Source organism: Streptomyces sp. NPDC047981 (assembly GCF_040653315.1).
GTDB lineage: Bacteria > Actinomycetota > Actinomycetes > Streptomycetales > Streptomycetaceae > Streptomyces.
Genome location: NZ_JBEZNQ010000024.1, coordinates 49981 through 67268, shown reverse-complemented (window position 1 = coordinate 67268; position 17288 = coordinate 49981). Strand labels below are relative to the sequence as shown.

The window sequence follows — 17288 nt, the reverse complement described above, 5'->3', positions numbered from 1 at the left end:
ACCGGAGGTTGTTGACGTGACCGACACCGACATGCTGCCCGCGTCCTGGCGCGGCGTCCTCGGGGACGAGCTGCAGAAGCCGTACTTCAAGCAGCTGACCGAGTTCGTCGAGGAGGAGCGGGCCAACGGGCCGGTCTACCCGCCGCGCGAGGAGGTCTTCGCCGCACTCGCGGCGACGCCCTACGACAAGGTGAAGGTCCTGATCCTCGGTCAGGACCCGTACCACGGCGAGGGGCAGGGGCACGGCCTCTGCTTCTCCGTCCGGCCCGGCGTCAAGACCCCGCCCTCCCTGCGGAACATCTACAAGGAGATGCAGGAGGAGCTGGGCCACCCCGTGCCGGACAACGGCTATCTGATGCCGTGGGCCGAGCAGGGCGTGCTGCTGCTCAACGCGGTCCTCACCGTCCGGGCCGGCGAGGCGAACTCGCACAAGGGCCAGGGCTGGGAGAAGTTCACCGACGCCGTGATCCGTGCCGTGGCCTCGCGGCCGGACCCGGCGGTCTTCGTGCTCTGGGGCAACTACGCGCAGAAGAAGCTCCCGCTGATCGACGAGGAGCGGCACGTCGTCGTCAAGGGCGCGCACCCCTCCCCGCTGTCGGCGAAGAAGTTCTTCGGGTCCCGCCCCTTCACGCAGATCGACGCGGCGATCGCCGCCCAGGGCCACGAGCCGATCGACTGGCGCGTCCCGAACCTCGGCTGAGCCGTCCGGCGGGCAGCCACCCGAGCCTGTGCCGGATCGGGGGCCTCGGCGGTTAGCGTCGGAGCCCCCGGACGGTGAGCGCGTGGAGGCCCGCAGTGACCGAGCAGCAGCAGGTGGCGGACGACGGCGTCCTGACCCGGATCGGGCAGGCGACGATGCTGCTCCACGGCGGGGACCGCGAGGAGGCGCGCAACCGGTTCGGCGCGCTGTGGGCGCAGATCGGCCCGGACGGTGATCCCCTGCAGCGCTGCACGCTCGCGCACTACATGGCCGACGCGCAGGACGACCCCGACGCCGAGCTGGCCTGGGACCTGCGGGCCCTCCTCGCGGCCGAGGAGCTGACCGAGGAGCGGCCGGCCGCCCACGACGCGGCCGTCGCGCTCAGGGCCCTGTACCCCTCGCTCCACCTCAACCTGGCCGCCGACTATCTGAAGCTCCAGAGGCCCGACGCGGCCCGGATCCACCTCGACCGGGCCCGTGCCGCCTCGGATGCCCTGGACGACGACGGTTACGGCGACGGGGTCAGGGCCGCGATCGAGCGCCTGGAGGCACGGCTGCGGGAGCGGGACCGATAGCGCGCCTCGCCCAGCCAGCCCCGCCCGCCCCAGGTCCAGTCGCCCGGCAGGGTGCGGACGGCGCCGCCCCTCACTCGCCCGTCGCCCCGTCGATGCGTTCGCGCAGCAGATCCGCGTGGCCGTTGTGGCGGGCGTACTCCTCGATCATGTGGACGTAGATCCAGCGCAGGTTGAACACCTCGCCGCTCGGGTGCTTGCCCGCGCTCACGTCGTCGAGCCCATGGGCCGCCGCGGCGGCGCGAGCCGCCTCGATCTCCCGCTGCCAGGTGGCGTGGGTCTCCTCCCATCCCTCCGCCTCGCCGACCCGGAACGAGCGCTCGCGGTCCTCGTCCGTGTTGTAGATCCGCTCGGCGCTCTCCCCGGCCATGATCCGCCGGAACCAGCCGCGCTCCACGTCCGCCATGTGGCGGACCAGCCCGAGCAGGGTGAGGTCGGACGGGGGAGCGGAGGCGGTGCGCAGCTGGGTCTCGTCGAGGCCACGGCACTTCAGGGCGAGGGTCTGGCGGTGGTAGTCGAGCCAGCCCTCCAGCATCTCGCGCTCGCCGGCGAGGGTGGACGGTTCGGTACGCGCGCTGTCGTCGACGGAGGTCATCCGGGCATCCTGGCCCACGGCCGGGGCCCGCGCCAGGGGGCGTGGGGGGCGCTCACCCGCCGAGCATGCCCCGCAGCAACTCCTGGAATCCGGTGCGCAGCTCCGCGCGGCTGGGTACGGCCGCGTGGAACGACCCCGCCGCGCAGGAGAACATCAGCCCCTCGCACCAGGCGATCAGGGAGAGGGCGTGCCGCTCCGGCGCGGTCGAGCCCGCGGCCGCCATCATCGCGATCAGCGGTCCGTGGAAAGCCGCCGAACCCGCCGCGTCGAAGAAGGAGCGGAGCTCGGGGCGCCGGGTGGCCTCCAGGGCGAGCTCGTACCGCGAGACGAGCAGGGCGCGGTGGTCGGTGAGGTACCGGTGCAGGGCCAGGGAGAGGGCGTCCACGAGGGCGTCGGGACCGTCCTCGGGCCCCGGCATCTCGTCCAGGGTGAGGACGTGTGCCTCCCGCTCGACCTGTCTGCGGACCGCCGTTTCGAGCAGCGCCTGCCGGGTCCTGGCGTGGTTGGACGTCGACCCCTGCGGCAGTCCCGCGCGCTCGTCGACGGCGCGGTGGGTCAGCCCGCGCATCCCCCGTTCGACGAGCAGGTCGAGCGCTGCGTCGCCGATCAGGGTGGGGCGGGAGGGGGCCGGGGCGGGGGAGTCCGGATCAGCGGGTTCCGGATGGGTGGCTTCCGGGGTGCGGGCGGTCATGGGGACAACCTATCGACCGCCGTACCCCCGTTGCGACTACATCTGTAGTACCGTCTTCCCGTAGCGGCACTACAGCTGTAGTTGCCGAGGGAGTCCGTCGAAGGAGAAGCCATGGAACAGCACCGTGCCGTCGTGATCGGAGCCGGCATCGGCGGGCTCACGGCCGCCGTCGCTCTCCGCCGGCGCGGCTGGGACGTCACCGTCCTGGAGCGCGCCGCAGCGCTGACCCCGGTCGGGGCGGGCATCGGCCTCGCGCCCAACGCCCAGCGCGCCCTGGACGTCATCGGCCTCGGCGACCGGGTCCGCGAACTGTCCGCCTGGCAGGGCGACGGCGGCATGCGCGCGCCCGACGGCCGCTGGCTCGCCCGGACCAGCGCCCGCGCCGCCGCCGACCGCTTCGGCGGACCGCTCGTCCTGCTGCACCGCGCGACCCTCGTCGAGATCCTCACCGCCGCGCTTCCCGAGGGCGTCGTCCGGACGGGCGCGCCCGCCTCCGTCGCCGAACCCGGCGACGACGAACGGCCCGCCGTCGTCCGCACCTCGCACGGCGACCTCCACGCCGAACTGGTCGTCGCCGCCGACGGCATCCACTCGGCGGTCCGCCGCAGCCTGTTCCCCGACCACCCGGGCCTGCGCTACTCCGGATTCACCACGTGGCGCGTCGTCGTCCCCGCCCCCGACCGCACCTTCGCCCCGCACGAGACCTGGGGCCGCGGCCGCCTCTGGGGCACCCAGCCCCTCAAGGACGGCCGTGTGTACGCGTACGCCATGGCCGCCGCCCCCGAAGGCGCCCACGCCCCCGACGACGAACGGGCCGAACTCCAGCGGCTCTTCGGCGACTGGCACCACCCGGTCCCCGAGATCCTCGCCGCCGTCGCCCCCGACGCCGTCCTGCGCCACGACGTCCACCACCTGCCGGACCCCCTGCCCGCCTTCCACCACGGCCGCGTGGCCCTGCTCGGCGACGCGGCCCACGCCATGCAGCCCACCCTCGGCCAGGGCGGCAACCAGGCCATCGAGGACGCCGTCGTCCTGGCCCACCACGCGGGCCGCGGCCTCCAGCCCAGCCGCGCACTGGCCGCGTACACCGCCGACCGGCTGCCGCGCACCACCGCCATCGTCCGCAAGGCCGCCCGCACCGGCCGGCTCACCCTGCTCTCAGCCCGGCCCGCCGTCGCCGCCCGGGACGCGCTCATCACGGCCGTCTCGCGCTTCGGCCCCGGCCTCGTGCTGCGCGGCTTCGACGGCATCGCCGACTGGCGGCCGCCGCTCCGCGACGATCTCCCCCGCGTAAGCTGACCGGCGCGAACAGCACTTCGGACAAGCGTCAGGGAGAACCCGTGAAGGTCGGCTGCATCGGACTCGGCGACATCGCGCAGAAGGCATATCTCCCGGTCCTGGCCGCCCTTCCCGGGGTCGAACTCCACCTGCAGACACGGACCAGGGCGACCCTGGACCGGGTCGCCGAGGCCCACCACGTGCCGGCCGACCGGCGCCACCAGGACCTCGACTCGCTGCTCTCCGCCGGACTCGACGCCGCCTTCGTGCACGCGCCGACCGCCGTGCACCCCGAGATCACCACCCGGCTCCTCCGAGCCGGGGTCCCGACGTACGTCGACAAGCCGCTCGCGTACGAGTACGCCGACTCCGAGGCGCTCGTCGAGCTCGCCGAGGCGCGCGGGGTGAGCCTGGCCGTCGGCTTCAACCGCAGGCTCGCCCCCGGGTACGCGCAGTGCCTCGACCACCCGCGCGAGCTGATCCTCATGCAGAAGAACCGCGTCGGGCTGCCCGAGGACCCGCGCACCCTCGTCCTCGACGACTTCATCCACGTCGTCGACACCCTGCGCTTCCTGCTGCCCGGCGAGGTCGAGCACATCGACGTACGGGCCCGGATCCGCGACGGGCTCATGCACCACGTCGTGCTCCAGCTCTCCGGCGACGGCTTCACCGCCATCGGCATGATGAACCGGAGGAACGGTTCCACCGAGGAGATCCTGGAGGTCTCAGGCCAGGACACGAAGCGCCAGATCCTCAACCTGGCGGACATCGTCGACCACAAGGGCCAGCCGACCGTCCGCCGACGCGGCGACTGGGTGCCGGTCGCTCGCCAGCGCGGCATCGAGCAGGCCGTCCTCGCCTTCCTCGACGCGGTGAAGGACGGCCGCACGCTCAGCGCCCGTGACGCTCTCCTGACCCACGAGCTGTGCGAGCGCGTGGTGCGCGAAGCGTCGACGCAGGCGTCCTGAGCGCGCCCATGCCCTCGGCGGCGCAGAGCGCGGCCAGGGCGGTCAGGGCGAGGTACAACGGCCAGTCCCCGTACCGGACGTAGCCGGTCGTCGTCCGCGAGAGCGGTACGTCGTAGACGGCCGCCGCGCTCCGGTCGGTGCCCAGCGGCGTACCGATCCGGCGCCCGTCGGGGCCGTAGGCGGCGCTGATGCCGGTCAGCGTCGCGTGCACCATCGGGCGGCCGGTCTCCGCCGCGCGCAGGGCGCCGAGCGAGGCGTGCTGCGCGGGCGCCCAGCTGTCCTGGAAGGTGGAGGTCGCCGACTGGGCGATCAGCACCGCGGCGCCGTCGCGGGTGAGCCGGCGGCTCATGTCGGGGAACGCGGACTCGAAGCAGACCAGCGGACCGATCCGGAGCGCAGGGCGGCCGCCCTCCGCGGGCACCGTCATCACCACCGGCTCCGTGCCGCGCCGCCGGTCTTCGTCGGCCGCCTTGCCCATCGAGGTCACCCAGCCGAGGACCGGGCGCGCGGGGATGTACTCGCCGAACGGCACGAGCCGCATCTTGTCGTACCGGTCGCCCGTCGGGCCCTCGGGCCCGATCAGGACGCTGCTCTTGAAGATGCCCGGCCGGTCGGAGCGCCGGGCGTCCACGTTGACGAGGATCGGCGCGTCCACGGTCCGGGAGAGGGCGGTCAGCCGCTTCGCGTAGTCGGGGCGGGCGGTGAGATCGGAGCCGACGCTGCTCTCGCCCCACACGACCAGGTCGAGGTCCTGGCCCGCGAGTTCCCGGGTGAGCTCCTCGCCACGGGCGAACCGCCGCTCCGCGCCGCCCGGCCCGTCGTACACCCCGGGCTGGACGACGGCGATCCGTGCCGTGCCCTGCTCGCGCGGTGGGCCGACACCCCACCAGACCGTGCCCACGACCAGGGCGCACACCACGAGGCCGACGAGCGCCGTCATCCGTACGGCGGCCGTCGACACCACGAGGAGGGCGACGGCGGTGTTGACCGCGACCACCAGGAGGGACACCAGCCAGACGCCGCCGACGGAGGCGAGCCGCAACGCCGGGGCCACCTGCCACTGACTGGCGCCGAGCAGGCCCCACGGGCCGCCCAGGCCCTCCCAGGAGCGGACGAGTTCGATGAGCAGCCAGCCCGAGGGGACGACGACAAGCGCGGCCGCCGCGCGCGTTCCTGACGCCCCGTCGCTCAGCATCGCCCGCACCAGCCAGCCCCACGGCAGCCAGAGCAGACCGAGCAGCGCGGCGACGACGAGGATGAACACGTGCAGGCTCGGCATGAGCCACTGGTGCACGGCCAGCATGAAGCCGACCCCGCCCAGCCAGCCCTCGAGGCCCGCGCGGCGCGCGGTCGGCGCGGTGCGGAGCAGCAGCAGCCAGGGGACGAGCGCGATGTAGGCGAACCACCAGAGGGCGGGCGCGGGGAAGGCGAGCGCGGGCAGCGCGCCGGACACGACCGCGGCCACGGCGCGCGCGCCCCGGTGGGGCGTCGGCGCGGGGGCGTGCGGGGCCCGGTGGGGCGTTGTCGCGGTGGACGGCGCGGCGTCAGTACCGCGACCACCGCGACGGCCGAACGGATTCCGCATGCCGCGTCGCCTCCAGGTGTCGCCTCCAGTGTGCGCCGTACGACAGCCGCCGGCCGTGCCCGCCACGAGCGCGACAGGGCTACAAGCGGCGCCACTTCTCCTCGACGACCACCGAGCGCAGCCGCCAGCCGGCGTCCGTCCGGGCCAGGGAGAAGGTGTAGCGGCCGCCGCAGACGAAGTCCTCGCCCGACTCGAACCGCATCGGGTTCACGTAGTCGGCCCGCACGTCCGCGCTGTCGCCCGGGTAGCCGCCGAGGTCCTGGATCCGGACGCGCCGGTTCACGATGAGGTGCTGGCGCACCGGGAAGAGCCGCATCGTCTCGGCGAGCCAGTCGGCGACCTCGGCGACAGGCCCCTCGACCCCGCCGGAACCGCGGTAGTCGGCGCGGCCGTCGCGGGTGAACAGCGCCCGGTAGCCCGCCCAGTCGGAGTCGTCCACGGCCACCGCGTATCCGGTGACGAGGTCGTCGATGGCCATCCGGTCCATCACGGTCGCGAGATCCACGCGCTGCGTCATCGCTTCAGTGTCGGGCAGCGGAAGGCGCGGGCCAAGAGCCGTGCGTGCGCCGGGGGACCTTTTGATGCCCGGCTCTATGCCGCCTCCCAGCGGTGGGGGCGGCCGCCGCGCCATTCCACCAGGTGGGGGTCGTCGAGGATCATGTCGGCGTCCTCGAGGCCCGCTCTGCGCAGGAACTCGACGAGGTCGGTGTCGTTGTGCGCCAGGCCCACGATCTGTCCGCGGACGGTGACGCGCCGCCCGCCGCCGGGGGACGGGCGGTGCACGACGATGGGTGCTTGCCAGGCCATGGTTCCAGGGTGCGGTGCGCACCCGAAGATCGCCCGGCGGTGGGCGGCGCGAAGCTTTGTGGAGCGTGTGGAGCTGAGCGGGGTCAGCCCGCGGACTCGCCCGCGTGGGGGCTCAGGACGTCCGTGCCGACCAGGATGAAGAGCAGGATGCCGAGCAGGATCCGGTAGATCACGAAGGGCATGAAGCTCTTGGTCGTGATGAACTTCATGAACCACGCGATGACGGCGTAGCCGACCGCGAAGGCGATGAGCGTCGCGAAGATCGTCGGGCCCCAGGAGACATGGCCGCCCTCGGTCGCGTCCTTCAGCTCGAAGAGGCCCGAGGCCAGCACGGCGGGGATGGCGAGCAGGAAGGAGTACCGCGCCGCCGCCTCGCGGGTGTACCCCATGAGCAGGCCGCCGGAGATCGTCGCGCCCGAGCGCGAGACGCCCGGGATCAGAGCCATCGCCTGGCAGACGCCGTAGATGAGACCGTCCCGCACGCCGAGGTCCCTGAGCGTCTTGCGCTCGCGGACGACACGGTGCCGGCCGCCGGCCTCGTCGCGGGCGGCGAGCCGGTCGGCGATGCCGAGGACGATGCCCATCACGATCAGCGTCGTGGCGATCAGCCGCAGGTCGCGGAACGGCCCCTCGATGTGGTCCTTCAGCGTCACGCCGAGGACACCGATCGGGATCGAGCCGACGATGACGAGCCAGCCCATCTGGGCGTCGTGGTCGCCCCGCATCGACTTGTCCCGCAGCGAGCGGAACCAGGCCGAGACGATCCGCGCGATGTCCTTGCGGAAGTAGATGAGGACGGCCGCCTCCGTACCGATCTGGGTGATCGCCGTGAAGGCCGCGCCCGGGTCCTCCCAGCCGGCGAAGGCGGCGGTGAGGCGGAGGTGCGCGCTGGAGGAGATGGGAAGGAACTCCGTCAGCCCCTGGACGAGTCCGAGGATGAATGATTCGAACCAACTCATGGGGCTAGGGCCGTCCCGAATGTGCTCGTGCCGTCAGAAAAGGCGGTCGCGTCTCGGATCGGAGATCAACCGCCGGTCGTTGCGCAGCGTACCGTCCTCGGATGAAGGCCCCGCCCCAGGGGCCGGGGTCTCAGGAGTCCGCGGGTGCCGTCGGCTCCACCGGGCCCGCCGTCGTCCAGCCGGCCGAGCGCACATGGTGCGTGAGGCTCTCGGCGTCCGCCTCGCCGCCGCAGCAGGCGCAGACCACGCGCGGGCTGAGCACCTCCCCGCACGCGTGTTCCAGGACCACGGGGCGGTCCTCGGTGTTCAGATGGCGGTCGCCCCAGGCCATCAGCGTCAGGAGGACGGGCTGCAGCTCCCGCCCGGCGGCCGTGGCCCGGTACTCGTACCGCGCCGGACGCTCGCTGTACGGCACCTTCTCCAGGATCCCCGCCTCCACCAGGCGCTTCAGGCGCGCGGTGAGGATGTCGCGCGGGGCTCCGGTGTTCCGGGCGATCCGGTCGAAGCGGCGCACGCCGAGGGAGATCTCGCGCAGCACCAGCAGGGAGTACTTCTCGCCGACGAGGGCGAGGGCGTCGGCGATCGAGCAGGGGCGGGGAGCGGCCTTCATGCGCCCCAGCCTAAGGCAGCGGGCAGGGGTGGGTTTGAAAGTCCAACCCGCTGGGCTATGTTACTGGCAGGTGTTAGTCCAGAAATCCAACCCACCAGGTGATCGAGGAGCCGTCATCATGCGCGACGCCGTCATCGTCGAAGCGGTCCGCACGCCCATCGGCAGGGGGAAGGCGGGCGGCGCCCTGTCCGAGGTGCACCCCGTCGCCCTGCTCTCGCACACCCTGCGCGCCCTCGTCGAGCGCAGCGGCATCGACTCCGCCCTCGTCGACGACGTCATCGGCGGCACCGTCGACCAGGTCGGCGAACAGGCCATGAACACCACGCGGTACGCCTGGCTCGGCGCCGGCCTCCCCGAGTCGGTGCCCGCCACCACCGTCGACCGGCAGTGCGGCTCCTCCCAGCAGGCCGTGCACTTCGCGGCGCAGGGGGTGCTCTCGGGGGCGTACGACATGGCGATCGCCTGCGGGGTCGAGTCGATGAGCCGGGTCCCGATGTGGTCGAACGTGCCGCCCGGCGCCGACCCCTTCGGACCCGGTGTCGCCGAGCGGTACCCGGAGGGCCTCGTCCCGCAGGGGATCAGCGCGGAGCTCATCGCCGCGAAGTGGTCGATCGGGCGCGAGGCCATGGACGCCTTCGCCGCCGCCTCGCACGCCAAGGCCGCGCGGAGCTGGGAGGCCGGGCTCTTCGACGCCGAGGTCGTCCCGTACGGAGACGTCCGGCGCGACGAGTCCGTACGGCCGACGACCACACCGGAGATCCTCGCCGGGCTGCGGCCCGCCTTCGAGGACCCCGGCTTCGCCGAGCGCTTCCCGCAGATCGAGTGGTCGGTGACGGCGGGCAACAGCAGCCCGACCAACGACGGTGCCTCGGCCGTCCTCGTCATGGCCGCCGAGACCGCGGAGCGGCTCGGGCTGCGCCCGCTCGCCCGGCTGCACAGCTTCGCGGTGACCGGCTCCGATCCGCTGCTCATGCTGACCGGCGTGATCCCGGCGACGGAGAAGGTGCTGCGGCGGGCCGGGCTCGGCCTGGCCGACATCGATCTCTTCGAGATCAACGAGGCGTTCGCCAGTGTCGTGCTCACCTGGCAGCAGGAGACCGGTGCGGATCCGGCCAAGGTCAACGTCCACGGCGGCGCGATCGCGCTGGGCCACCCGCTCGGCGCGAGCGGCACCCGCCTGACCACCACCCTGGTCCACGCTCTGCGCGCCCGGGGGGCCCGCTATGGCCTCCAGGCGATGTGTGAGGCGGGCGGCCTGGCGAACGCGATGATCGTCGAGGCGCTCTGAGGCGCTCTGAGGCGCTTCTGAGGCGTGCTGAGGGGCGTCGACGGGCGTCGAGTCCTCCCGGAACCCCGGAGCCCCGGAACCCCGGGATCCGTGGGGCCCGGGGGACTAGCGCGGCTCCCCGGCTCCCGTCGTCTCCAGTGGGCGCACGGGGACCGGATCCGGCGCGGAGGCCGTCGACGCCCGGCTCGCGGCCGCCGCCCGGGCGCGCAGGCCGTGACGCTTGCGCCAGGCCACGACCGCCGCCGCGAGGCCGGAGAGGACGATGAAGCCCGTCGAGATCAGGAACGCGGGCGAGGTCGGCGACGCGGCCTCGCTCCCCGCCACCACGTACGCCGCCGTGTTCGGGATCGAGCCGAGCCCGGTCGCGAGCAGGAACGGCGCGTACCCCATACGGGAGACGGCGGCGCAGTAGTTGGCCGCCGCGAACGGGACTCCCGGGAAGAGCCGGATCGCGAGCATGGAGCGGAAACCGTGCCGGCTCAACTGCCCGTCCGCCGCGGTCAGCCAGCGGCCCCGGAGGAGCGGCCGCAGCGCGTCCTGGCCGAGCAGCCGTCCCAGGGTGAACGAGATGCCCGCGCCCAGGACCGTCCCCGCCACCGCTGCGACCAGCCCCACCTGCGTACCGAAGAGCGCCCCCGCGGCCAGGTTCAGGATCGGCCGCGGTACGAACGCCGCCGTGCACACCCCGTACGCAAGACCGAACAGGAGCACCGCGCCCGCACCGCTCGACTGGGCCGGCCAGCCCTCGGCGAGCAGGCGCTGTGGCTCGTAGAGCAGGACGGTCGTCGCCGCGACGACGAGGAGCGCGGCGAGCAGGGAGAGGCGCGACCAGGGCGACAGCAGGGCCCGGGAGCATCGGAGCGCGAGGGAGCCCGGCGGCCGGGTGACGGGGTCGAGCATCCGGGGAGAGTAACCGACACACCCATGTGATCGCCGTAATGTCCGTCATCCGCCGTACTGCCATCCGATGAACGGTGTGCGGCCGCACACCGCGCCCCGCCGGCCCGCGTGCCCCCACGCCTCGCCCTGCCCGCGTGCCCCCGCGCCCCGCCCGGCCCGAGGCCCGCCGTTCCGGCTTCCGCCGTACTGTGACGCGCATGACGTCCGTGCCGTCCGCCGTCCCCGCCAGCGCCCTCGCCGACACCCTGCTCGGGCGGCTCACCGAGGTCTACCCGGCCGCGGGCGACCCGTTCCGGGCCCAGGAGATGGTCGCGTACATGAAGGGCGTCGTCCCCTTCCTCGGCATCCGCACCCCCGAGCGGCGCGCCCTGTCCCGTACGGTCCTGGACGGCACGCCGCGCCCCGACGAGGCGGACTGCGCGGCCGTCGCCCTGCGCTGCTTCGCCCTGCCCGAGCGCGAGTACCACTACTTCGCCGTCGACTACCTCCGGCGCCACGTCCGGCGCTGCTCCTCCGGCTTCCTGCCCGTCACCCGCCGGCTGATCACCACCGACTCCTGGTGGGACACCGTCGACCACCTCGCCGCCCATGTGGTCGGCGGGCTCGTCGCCGCCGATCCGGCGCTCGCCGCGCGCATGGACGAGTGGATCGAGGACGACGACCTCTGGGTCGCGCGGACCGCGCTCCTGCACCAACTGCGCTTCAAGGACGCCACCGACGCGGACCGACTCTTCTCCTACTGCCTGCGCCGCGCGGCGGACACCGACTTCTTCCTTCGCAAGGCCATCGGCTGGGCCCTGCGCGAGTACGCCAAGACCGCCCCCGGCGAGGTCCGCGCCTTCGTCGAGGCGCACCGGACCCGGCTGGCCCCGCTCTCGGCGCGCGAGGCGCTCAAGCACCTCTGAGGGCCTAAAGCGCCCTCAACGCCCCCTCCGCGGAAAATCGTTCGACGCCGGGGCGCTCACCCCGCGATGATCGGGGGCATGTTCCGGCACGCCTTCCTCGCAGCACGGCCCGCAGTCGCGGCCGCGCCGAAGGCTGCCGTCGTCGCATCCACGTTCCTCGCCGTCCTCGCATTCGACGGCGTCCGAAGCTGACCCTCCCCGGATCGTCCGGCGGACCCCGTAGGGGGAGGGTCGGTTCGGTCCCGGGGTCCCCTCTCACGCTTCGAGCTCAAGGAACGAGCGAACCATGCCCAAGACGGCATACGTGCGCACCAAGCCGCACCTGAACATCGGCACCATGGGCCACGTCGACCACGGCAAGACCACCCTCACCGCTGCCATCACCAAGGTCCTCAGCGAGCGCGGGACCGGCACGTTCGTGCCGTTCGACCGCATCGACCGCGCGCCCGAGGAGGCCCAGCGCGGCATCACCATCAACATCGCGCACGTCGAGTACGAGACCGACACCCGGCACTACGCCCATGTCGACATGCCCGGCCACGCCGACTACGTCAAGAACATGGTCACCGGCGCCGCCCAGCTCGACGGGGCGATCCTCGTCGTCTCGGCCCTCGACGGGATCATGCCCCAGACCGCCGAGCACGTGCTCCTGGCCCGGCAGGTCGGCGTCGACCACATCGTCGTCGCGCTCAACAAGGCCGACGCGGGGGACGACGAGCTGACCGACCTGGTCGAGCTGGAGGTGCGGGAGCTGCTGACCTCGCACGGCTACCCCGGCGACAGCGTGCCCGTCGTCCGGGTCTCCGGCCTCAAGGCCCTGGAGGGGGACGCGCGGTGGGCGGGCGCGATCGAGGCGCTCCTGGACGCCGTGGACACCTACGTGCCGATGCCGGTGCGCTATGTGGACGCGCCGTTCCTGATGTCCGTCGAGAACGTGCTCACCATCACCGGCCGCGGCACGGTCGTCACGGGCGCGATCGAGCGGGGCACGGTCCGGGTCGGCGACCGGGTCGAGGTCCTGGGCGCGGAGACGGAGACGGTCGTGACCGGCGTCGAGACCTTCGGCAAGCCCATGGAGTCCGCCGAGGCGGGCGACAACGTGGCGCTGCTGCTGCGCGGTGTCCCACGCGACGGGGTCCGTCGCGGGCACGTCGTGGCGGCGCCGGGGAGCGTCGTGCCGCGACGGCGGTTCACGGCGCGGGTGTACGTCCTGTCGGGCGCGGAGGGCGGGCGCACCACCCCGGTCTCCACCGGCTACCGGCCGCAGTTCTACATCAGGACCGCGGACGTCGTCGGCGACGTCGACCTCGGCGAGGCGGCGGTCGCGCGCCCCGGCGACACGGTCACCATGACCGTCGAGCTGGGCCGTGACGTACCGCTGGAGCCGGGCCTCGGCTTCGCGATCCGCGAGGGCGGCCGCACGGTCGGCGCGGGGACGGTCACGACCGTGGACTGAGCCTCCGCGCTCGGGGTGGGGGGCCCGCATTCCGTACCCCACGGAATGCGGGCCTACCGCCGGCCGCTACCGCCGGCCGGGGCCACGGGCACAATGAGGGTGTGAACGAGGTCAACGAGCAGATTCCCGTCGTGCGTGATGTCGACGGAGGCACCGCCCGGCTCATGCCGGACATCGACCGGGAGCGGGCCTGGCTGCTGACCGTCGACGGCGCGCCGCAGTCGTACGTCGACCTGGACGAGCCCACGTACCTCGAGTTCGAGTACGCGCGCAGGCTCGCCCACGTCCTCGACAGCGCCGCCGACGACGGCGCCGCGCCGCTCTCCGTCCTCCACCTCGGCGGCGGCGCGCTCACCCTGCCCCGCTACGTCGCCGCCACCCGCCCCGGCTCCCGCCAGGACGTCGTGGAGGCCGACCTGCCCCTGCTCGATCTCGTCGCCGAGCACCTTCCGCTGCCGGAGGGCTCCGGGGTGGCCGTGCACGGGGCGGACGCTCGCGACTGGCTGGCGAAGGCCCCCTCCGCGTCGGTGGACGTCCTCGTCGCCGACGTCTTCGGCGGCTCACGGGTCCCGGCGCACCTGACGTCCCTGGAGTACGCGCGCGAGGCCCGGCGCGTGCTGCGGCCGGGCGGGATCTACGCCGCGAACCTGGCCGACGGGTCCCCGTTCGCGTTCCTCCGCTCCCAACTGGCCACCTTCGCGGCCGTCTTCACCGGGCTCGCCCTGATCGCCGAACCGGCCGTGCTGCGCGGCCGCCGCTTCGGCAACGCCGTCCTCGTCGCCTCCGACGGGGACATCGACACCGCCTTCCTGGCCCGCCGAGCGGCCGCCGACGCCTTCCCCGCGCGCGTGGAGTACGGCGAGAGCCTCGCGCGGTTCACCGGCGACGCCCGCCCGGTGGGCGACGCGGACGCGGTGCCCTCGCCCGTACCGCCGGACGGGGCGTTCAGCGTGGGCTGACCGCTTCCTCCGCCGGGGATGCCTGGGCGGCCGGGGCGGGTGTGCCGCGCGTGAACTCCGTCGTATGCGTACGGCGCGTCAGGTTCCGCACGTCCGGGACGAGCAGCACCAGTGCCGTGACGACCACGATCAGCGCCGCCGAACCCCACAGCGCCTGACTCCGGCCGAAGAGGCTCTCCGCGGGTCCCGCGAGCGCCGTGGAGAGCGGGAGCATCGCCGTCGAGCCGAACCAGTCGTACGCGGCGACCCGGGACAGCTTCTCCTCCGGGATCTCCTGGTGCAGCGTGGTCATCCAGGCCACGCCGAACACCTCGATGGCCACTCCGCTGACGAACATGGCCGCCGAGAGCCCGACGACGTCCAGCGGCACCGCGAGCGCCGCCGAGGGAAGCGCGATGGGGAAGACGCCCAAGGTGCCGACGAGCAGCATCCGGCGGGGCTTCCACCGCATCATCAGGAGCGCGCCGGACAGCGTGCCCACGCCGAACGCGGCGAGCGCGATTCCCCACGGCCGGGCGCCGCCGAGCTCGTCCCGGGCGACCAGCGGTCCGTACACCGACTCGGCCGCGCCGACGAGGGCGACGACGATGGAGAACTGGGCCACGATGGACCAGAGCCAGGGGCGGCCGACGACCTCCTGCCAGCCCTCGCGCAGATCGGCGAGCAGCCCGCCGCCCGGCTTGCGCTCGGCGATGTGGCTGACGTCCAGGAAGGCGCGGAACGCGCCGGCGACGGCGAAAGCGGCGGCATCGATGGCGAGGACCCAGCCGGGGCCGACGGCGGCGATCATCGCGCCGCCGAGCGCGGCCCCGCCGATGCCGGCGCCGTGCATGGCCATCCGGAAGAGGGCGAAGGCGCGGCCGGCCTGCTCCCCGCTGACGCTGGACATCAGCATGCCCTCGGCGGCCGGGCTGAAGAAGGCCTGGCCCGTTCCGCAGAGCGCGGTGAGCAGCATCATCTGCCACAGTTGCGGGTCGCCCGCGAGGACGAGGACGGCGAAGGCGGCCTGCGAGACGCAGTTCAGCGCGTTGGCGGCCACCATGACCCGGTGCCGGGGTATCCGGTCGGCCACGGCGCCGCCGATGAGCAGGAAGAGGACGAGCGGGAGGGTGCGGGCCGCCGCGACAAGGCCCACGTCGCCGCCGTCCCCGCCGGTCTGGATGACCGCGAACGCCGCCGCGATCAGGGCGCCGTGGGTGCCGAGGTTGGTGACGATCGCGGCGGCGGTCAGCAGGACGTAGTTCCGGCCCGCCCACTCGGGGCGGCGGGCGGAGAGCGGGGTGCGCGGGGAGGCGGCGGCTTTTCTCACTCCGGGACTATCCCCGTCGCCGCCGCCTCCTGCCAAACCGGTTTACGTCAGGACGACGCCGGAGCCAGGCGCACGGTCGCGAGGATCTTCTGGATCAGGTCGTCCGCCAGCTCGTCCTTGACCCCGTCGGCCGCGTAGATCACGAACGACGAGAAGTCGCCCTTGGAGTTCTTGAAGGAGAACGCGAGGGACTTGCCGTCCGACTCGCACGGGTTCCGCTTCTTGATCCCCGGGGCGGTGGCGGTCGCCATGCTGCCGGTGAGGCCCGACGTGGTGGTGTACGGCACGGCCTTGGTGATCTTGATGGTGCCCTTGGGCATGTGCTGCGCGTAGCCCGCCCACACCCAGTTGCCCGCCTCGTTGAACGCGGCCTCGTCGGTGTTCTTGGCGCCCTGGCCGCCCTTGGTGCCGGCGCTGCTCAGGCCCCAGCTCTCCTTCGAGCCGTCCTTGTTCGTGTCGAACGTGCACCACTTGCTCTTGTAGCGCACCGGAGCCGACATCGTGACGACCGGGGTGCCGTCACCCTTCTTCTCGTCCTCGAAGAACGTGACGCTGCCGGGCTTCAGGAGCTCCCATTCCGGCGGGACGTCGAAGAGCGTGCCGTACTTCGGGTTGTGGACGACCTTCCAGCCGGGGATCGTCGGCTGCAGATCGGCGTCGTCACGCGGGTTGTCGATGCCGGGGGAGGTGGTGGCGGGCCCGGACGGGGTGGCGGGAGCGGACGAGGAGGCCTTCGGGTCGCCGCCCGCCTCCGTCTTCTTCTCGTCGTCCTTGCCGAGGACGAGGAAGCCCGTGACGCCCGCCGCGACGACGACGGCGGTCGCGGCGACGATGGCGACCAGGGTCGTCTGCTTCTTCTTGCCGTCGCCCGGTCCGCCCTGCGGGCCGCCCGGCACCGCGTGCTGCGGCATGGTCGGCTGCTGGTACGGGTTGGGCTGCGGGTAGCCGGGCTGCGCGGGCTGCTGCGGGAAGCCCGGCTGCGTGGGCGGCTGCTGCGGGTATCCCGGCTGTTGCTGCTGATAGCCCGGCTGTTGGTACGGGTTCGGCTGCTGGTACCCCGACTGCTGGTAGGGGTTCTGACTCTGGTCCTGCGGGTTCTGCTCGCCCCCGGGCGGCTGCTGTCCTGGCCACATGGCCAGTAACCATAGAGGTGTGGCGCGAACCCTGCTACGTCCGCCCCCCGCGGGCACGCGACGGCGGGGATGGCCATCTGTGCTACTGGTGGGTAACATCGCGCTCATGAGCGCAGACCAGATGTCCGTCGGCGAGATGCTCGCCGCCACCGTCCCCATGGCCAGGACCCTCAACCTCGAGTTCCTTGAGACCACTTCCGAGCGTGCCGTCGTCCGCCTGCCGGACCAGGCCGACTACCACAACCACGTCGGCGGCCCGCACGCCGGAGCGATGTTCACGCTGGCCGAGTCGGCCAGCGGCGCGATCGTCCTGGCCGCCTTCGGCGACCAGCTGAACCGCGCGGTGCCGCTCGCCGTGACGGCCGAGATCGGCTACAAGAAGCTGGCCATGGGCGTCGTCACCGCCACGGCCACCCTGGGCCGCCCGGCCGGCGAGGTCGTCGCCGCACTGGACGCGGGCGAGCGCCCGGAGTTCCCGGTCCACATCGCGATCACCCGCGAGGACGGCGCGGTGACGGGCGAGATGACCGTCGTCTGGACGCTCCGGCCGAACGGCCAGGGGAAGTAGGCGGC

At 73.1% G+C, this 17288-nt stretch carries 19 protein-coding genes; 9 read left to right on the top strand and 10 right to left on the bottom strand.

The genetic code is table 11. The annotated features are described in order from the left end of the window. Positions 1-16: 16 nt before the first annotated feature. The gene (gene ung, locus AB0E14_RS16695) at positions 17-700 is read left to right on the top strand and encodes a uracil-DNA glycosylase (RefSeq protein WP_362417565.1); all 684 of its coding nucleotides are present in this window, start codon (positions 17-19) and stop codon (positions 698-700) included. A 95-nt stretch (positions 701-795) separates the two neighbouring features. Continuing rightward, a complete protein-coding gene (locus tag AB0E14_RS16690; RefSeq protein ID WP_362417562.1) occupies positions 796-1275 on the top strand; it encodes a hypothetical protein in 480 nt (159 codons plus the stop codon). Positions 1276-1345: 70 nt separating this feature from the next. Here the strand turns inward: AB0E14_RS16690 and AB0E14_RS16685 are convergent, their stop codons facing one another. Together AB0E14_RS16685 and AB0E14_RS16680 are read right to left on the bottom strand one after the other, a co-directional pair. After that, a complete protein-coding gene (locus AB0E14_RS16685; protein ID WP_362417559.1) occupies positions 1346-1867 on the bottom strand; it encodes a DinB family protein in 522 nt (173 codons plus the stop codon). Positions 1868-1919: 52 nt separating this feature from the next. Then, complete coding sequence (locus AB0E14_RS16680; protein ID WP_362417557.1) at positions 1920-2558, bottom strand: TetR/AcrR family transcriptional regulator; 639 nt, start codon at positions 2556-2558, stop codon at positions 1920-1922. 111 nt (positions 2559-2669) lie between these two features. Between AB0E14_RS16680 and AB0E14_RS16675 the strand changes: the two genes are divergently transcribed. Together AB0E14_RS16675 and AB0E14_RS16670 are read left to right on the top strand one after the other, a co-directional pair. Continuing rightward, entirely contained in the window at positions 2670-3857 is a 1188-nt protein-coding gene (locus AB0E14_RS16675) for an FAD-dependent monooxygenase (RefSeq protein WP_362417554.1), read from the top strand. Positions 3858-3898: 41 nt separating this feature from the next. Beyond that, positions 3899-4804 carry a Gfo/Idh/MocA family oxidoreductase gene (locus AB0E14_RS16670; RefSeq protein WP_362417550.1) on the top strand — a complete coding sequence of 302 codons (906 nt, stop codon included), beginning with the start codon at positions 3899-3901 and terminating at the stop codon, positions 4802-4804. Here the strand turns inward: AB0E14_RS16670 and lnt are convergent. The 5 genes from lnt to AB0E14_RS16645 all read right to left on the bottom strand — a co-directional run bounded on the left by lnt (position 4728) and on the right by AB0E14_RS16645 (position 8765). Then, positions 4728-6389 carry an apolipoprotein N-acyltransferase gene (gene lnt / locus AB0E14_RS16665; protein WP_362417547.1) on the bottom strand — a complete coding sequence of 554 codons (1662 nt, stop codon included), beginning with the start codon at positions 6387-6389 and terminating at the stop codon, positions 4728-4730. The genes AB0E14_RS16670 and lnt overlap by 77 nt on opposite strands. A gap of 79 nt (positions 6390-6468) precedes the next feature. Beyond that, on the bottom strand, positions 6469-6906 hold the full coding sequence (locus tag AB0E14_RS16660; RefSeq protein ID WP_362417544.1) for a nuclear transport factor 2 family protein: 438 nt from the start codon (positions 6904-6906) through the stop codon (positions 6469-6471). Positions 6907-6980: 74 nt separating this feature from the next. After that, the gene (locus AB0E14_RS16655; protein ID WP_137990668.1) at positions 6981-7196 is read right to left on the bottom strand and encodes a hypothetical protein; all 216 of its coding nucleotides are present in this window, start codon (positions 7194-7196) and stop codon (positions 6981-6983) included. A gap of 83 nt (positions 7197-7279) precedes the next feature. Next, positions 7280-8155, bottom strand: a complete 876-nt coding sequence (locus AB0E14_RS16650; protein WP_362417540.1) for an undecaprenyl-diphosphate phosphatase — start codon at positions 8153-8155, stop codon at positions 7280-7282. A gap of 130 nt (positions 8156-8285) precedes the next feature. Beyond that, entirely contained in the window at positions 8286-8765 is a 480-nt protein-coding gene (locus AB0E14_RS16645; protein ID WP_362417537.1) for a helix-turn-helix domain-containing protein, read from the bottom strand. Between the two features lie 118 nt (positions 8766-8883). Here AB0E14_RS16645 and AB0E14_RS16640 point away from each other — a divergent pair, with 118 nt between their 5' ends. Continuing rightward, positions 8884-10053, top strand: a complete 1170-nt coding sequence (locus AB0E14_RS16640) for a thiolase family protein (protein WP_362417534.1) — start codon at positions 8884-8886, stop codon at positions 10051-10053. Between the two features lie 105 nt (positions 10054-10158). On the opposite strand, the gene AB0E14_RS16635 is transcribed toward AB0E14_RS16640, so the two are convergent. Next, positions 10159-10953 (bottom strand): TVP38/TMEM64 family protein, encoded by a 795-nt coding sequence (locus AB0E14_RS16635; protein WP_362417531.1) that lies wholly within the window; start codon positions 10951-10953, stop codon positions 10159-10161. A 197-nt stretch (positions 10954-11150) separates the two neighbouring features. On the opposite strand from AB0E14_RS16635, the gene AB0E14_RS16630 reads away from it, so the two are divergent. The 3 genes from AB0E14_RS16630 to AB0E14_RS16620 all read left to right on the top strand — a co-directional run bounded on the left by AB0E14_RS16630 (position 11151) and on the right by AB0E14_RS16620 (position 14273). After that, on the top strand, positions 11151-11858 hold the full coding sequence (locus AB0E14_RS16630) for a DNA alkylation repair protein (RefSeq protein ID WP_362417528.1): 708 nt from the start codon (positions 11151-11153) through the stop codon (positions 11856-11858). 286 nt (positions 11859-12144) lie between these two features. Further along, positions 12145-13314 (top strand): elongation factor Tu, encoded by a 1170-nt coding sequence (gene tuf, locus AB0E14_RS16625; RefSeq protein WP_362417525.1) that lies wholly within the window; start codon positions 12145-12147, stop codon positions 13312-13314. 164 nt (positions 13315-13478) lie between these two features. Beyond that, positions 13479-14273 carry a fused MFS/spermidine synthase gene (locus tag AB0E14_RS16620; protein ID WP_362417669.1) on the top strand — a complete coding sequence of 265 codons (795 nt, stop codon included), beginning with the start codon at positions 13479-13481 and terminating at the stop codon, positions 14271-14273. Here AB0E14_RS16620 and AB0E14_RS16615 read toward each other — a convergent pair. Next, positions 14260-15582: an MFS transporter gene (locus AB0E14_RS16615; RefSeq protein ID WP_362417522.1), complete on the bottom strand. Its 1323-nt coding sequence runs from the start codon at positions 15580-15582 to the stop codon at positions 14260-14262. The two genes, AB0E14_RS16620 and AB0E14_RS16615, sit on opposite strands and share 14 nt — an antisense overlap. A gap of 47 nt (positions 15583-15629) precedes the next feature. After that, a complete protein-coding gene (locus AB0E14_RS16610; protein WP_362417519.1) occupies positions 15630-16715 on the bottom strand; it encodes a hypothetical protein in 1086 nt (361 codons plus the stop codon). Between the two features lie 106 nt (positions 16716-16821). Here AB0E14_RS16610 and AB0E14_RS16605 point away from each other — a divergent pair, with 106 nt between their 5' ends. Beyond that, positions 16822-17283: a DUF4442 domain-containing protein gene (locus AB0E14_RS16605; RefSeq protein WP_362417516.1), complete on the top strand. Its 462-nt coding sequence runs from the start codon at positions 16822-16824 to the stop codon at positions 17281-17283. Positions 17284-17288 lie beyond the last annotated feature (5 nt).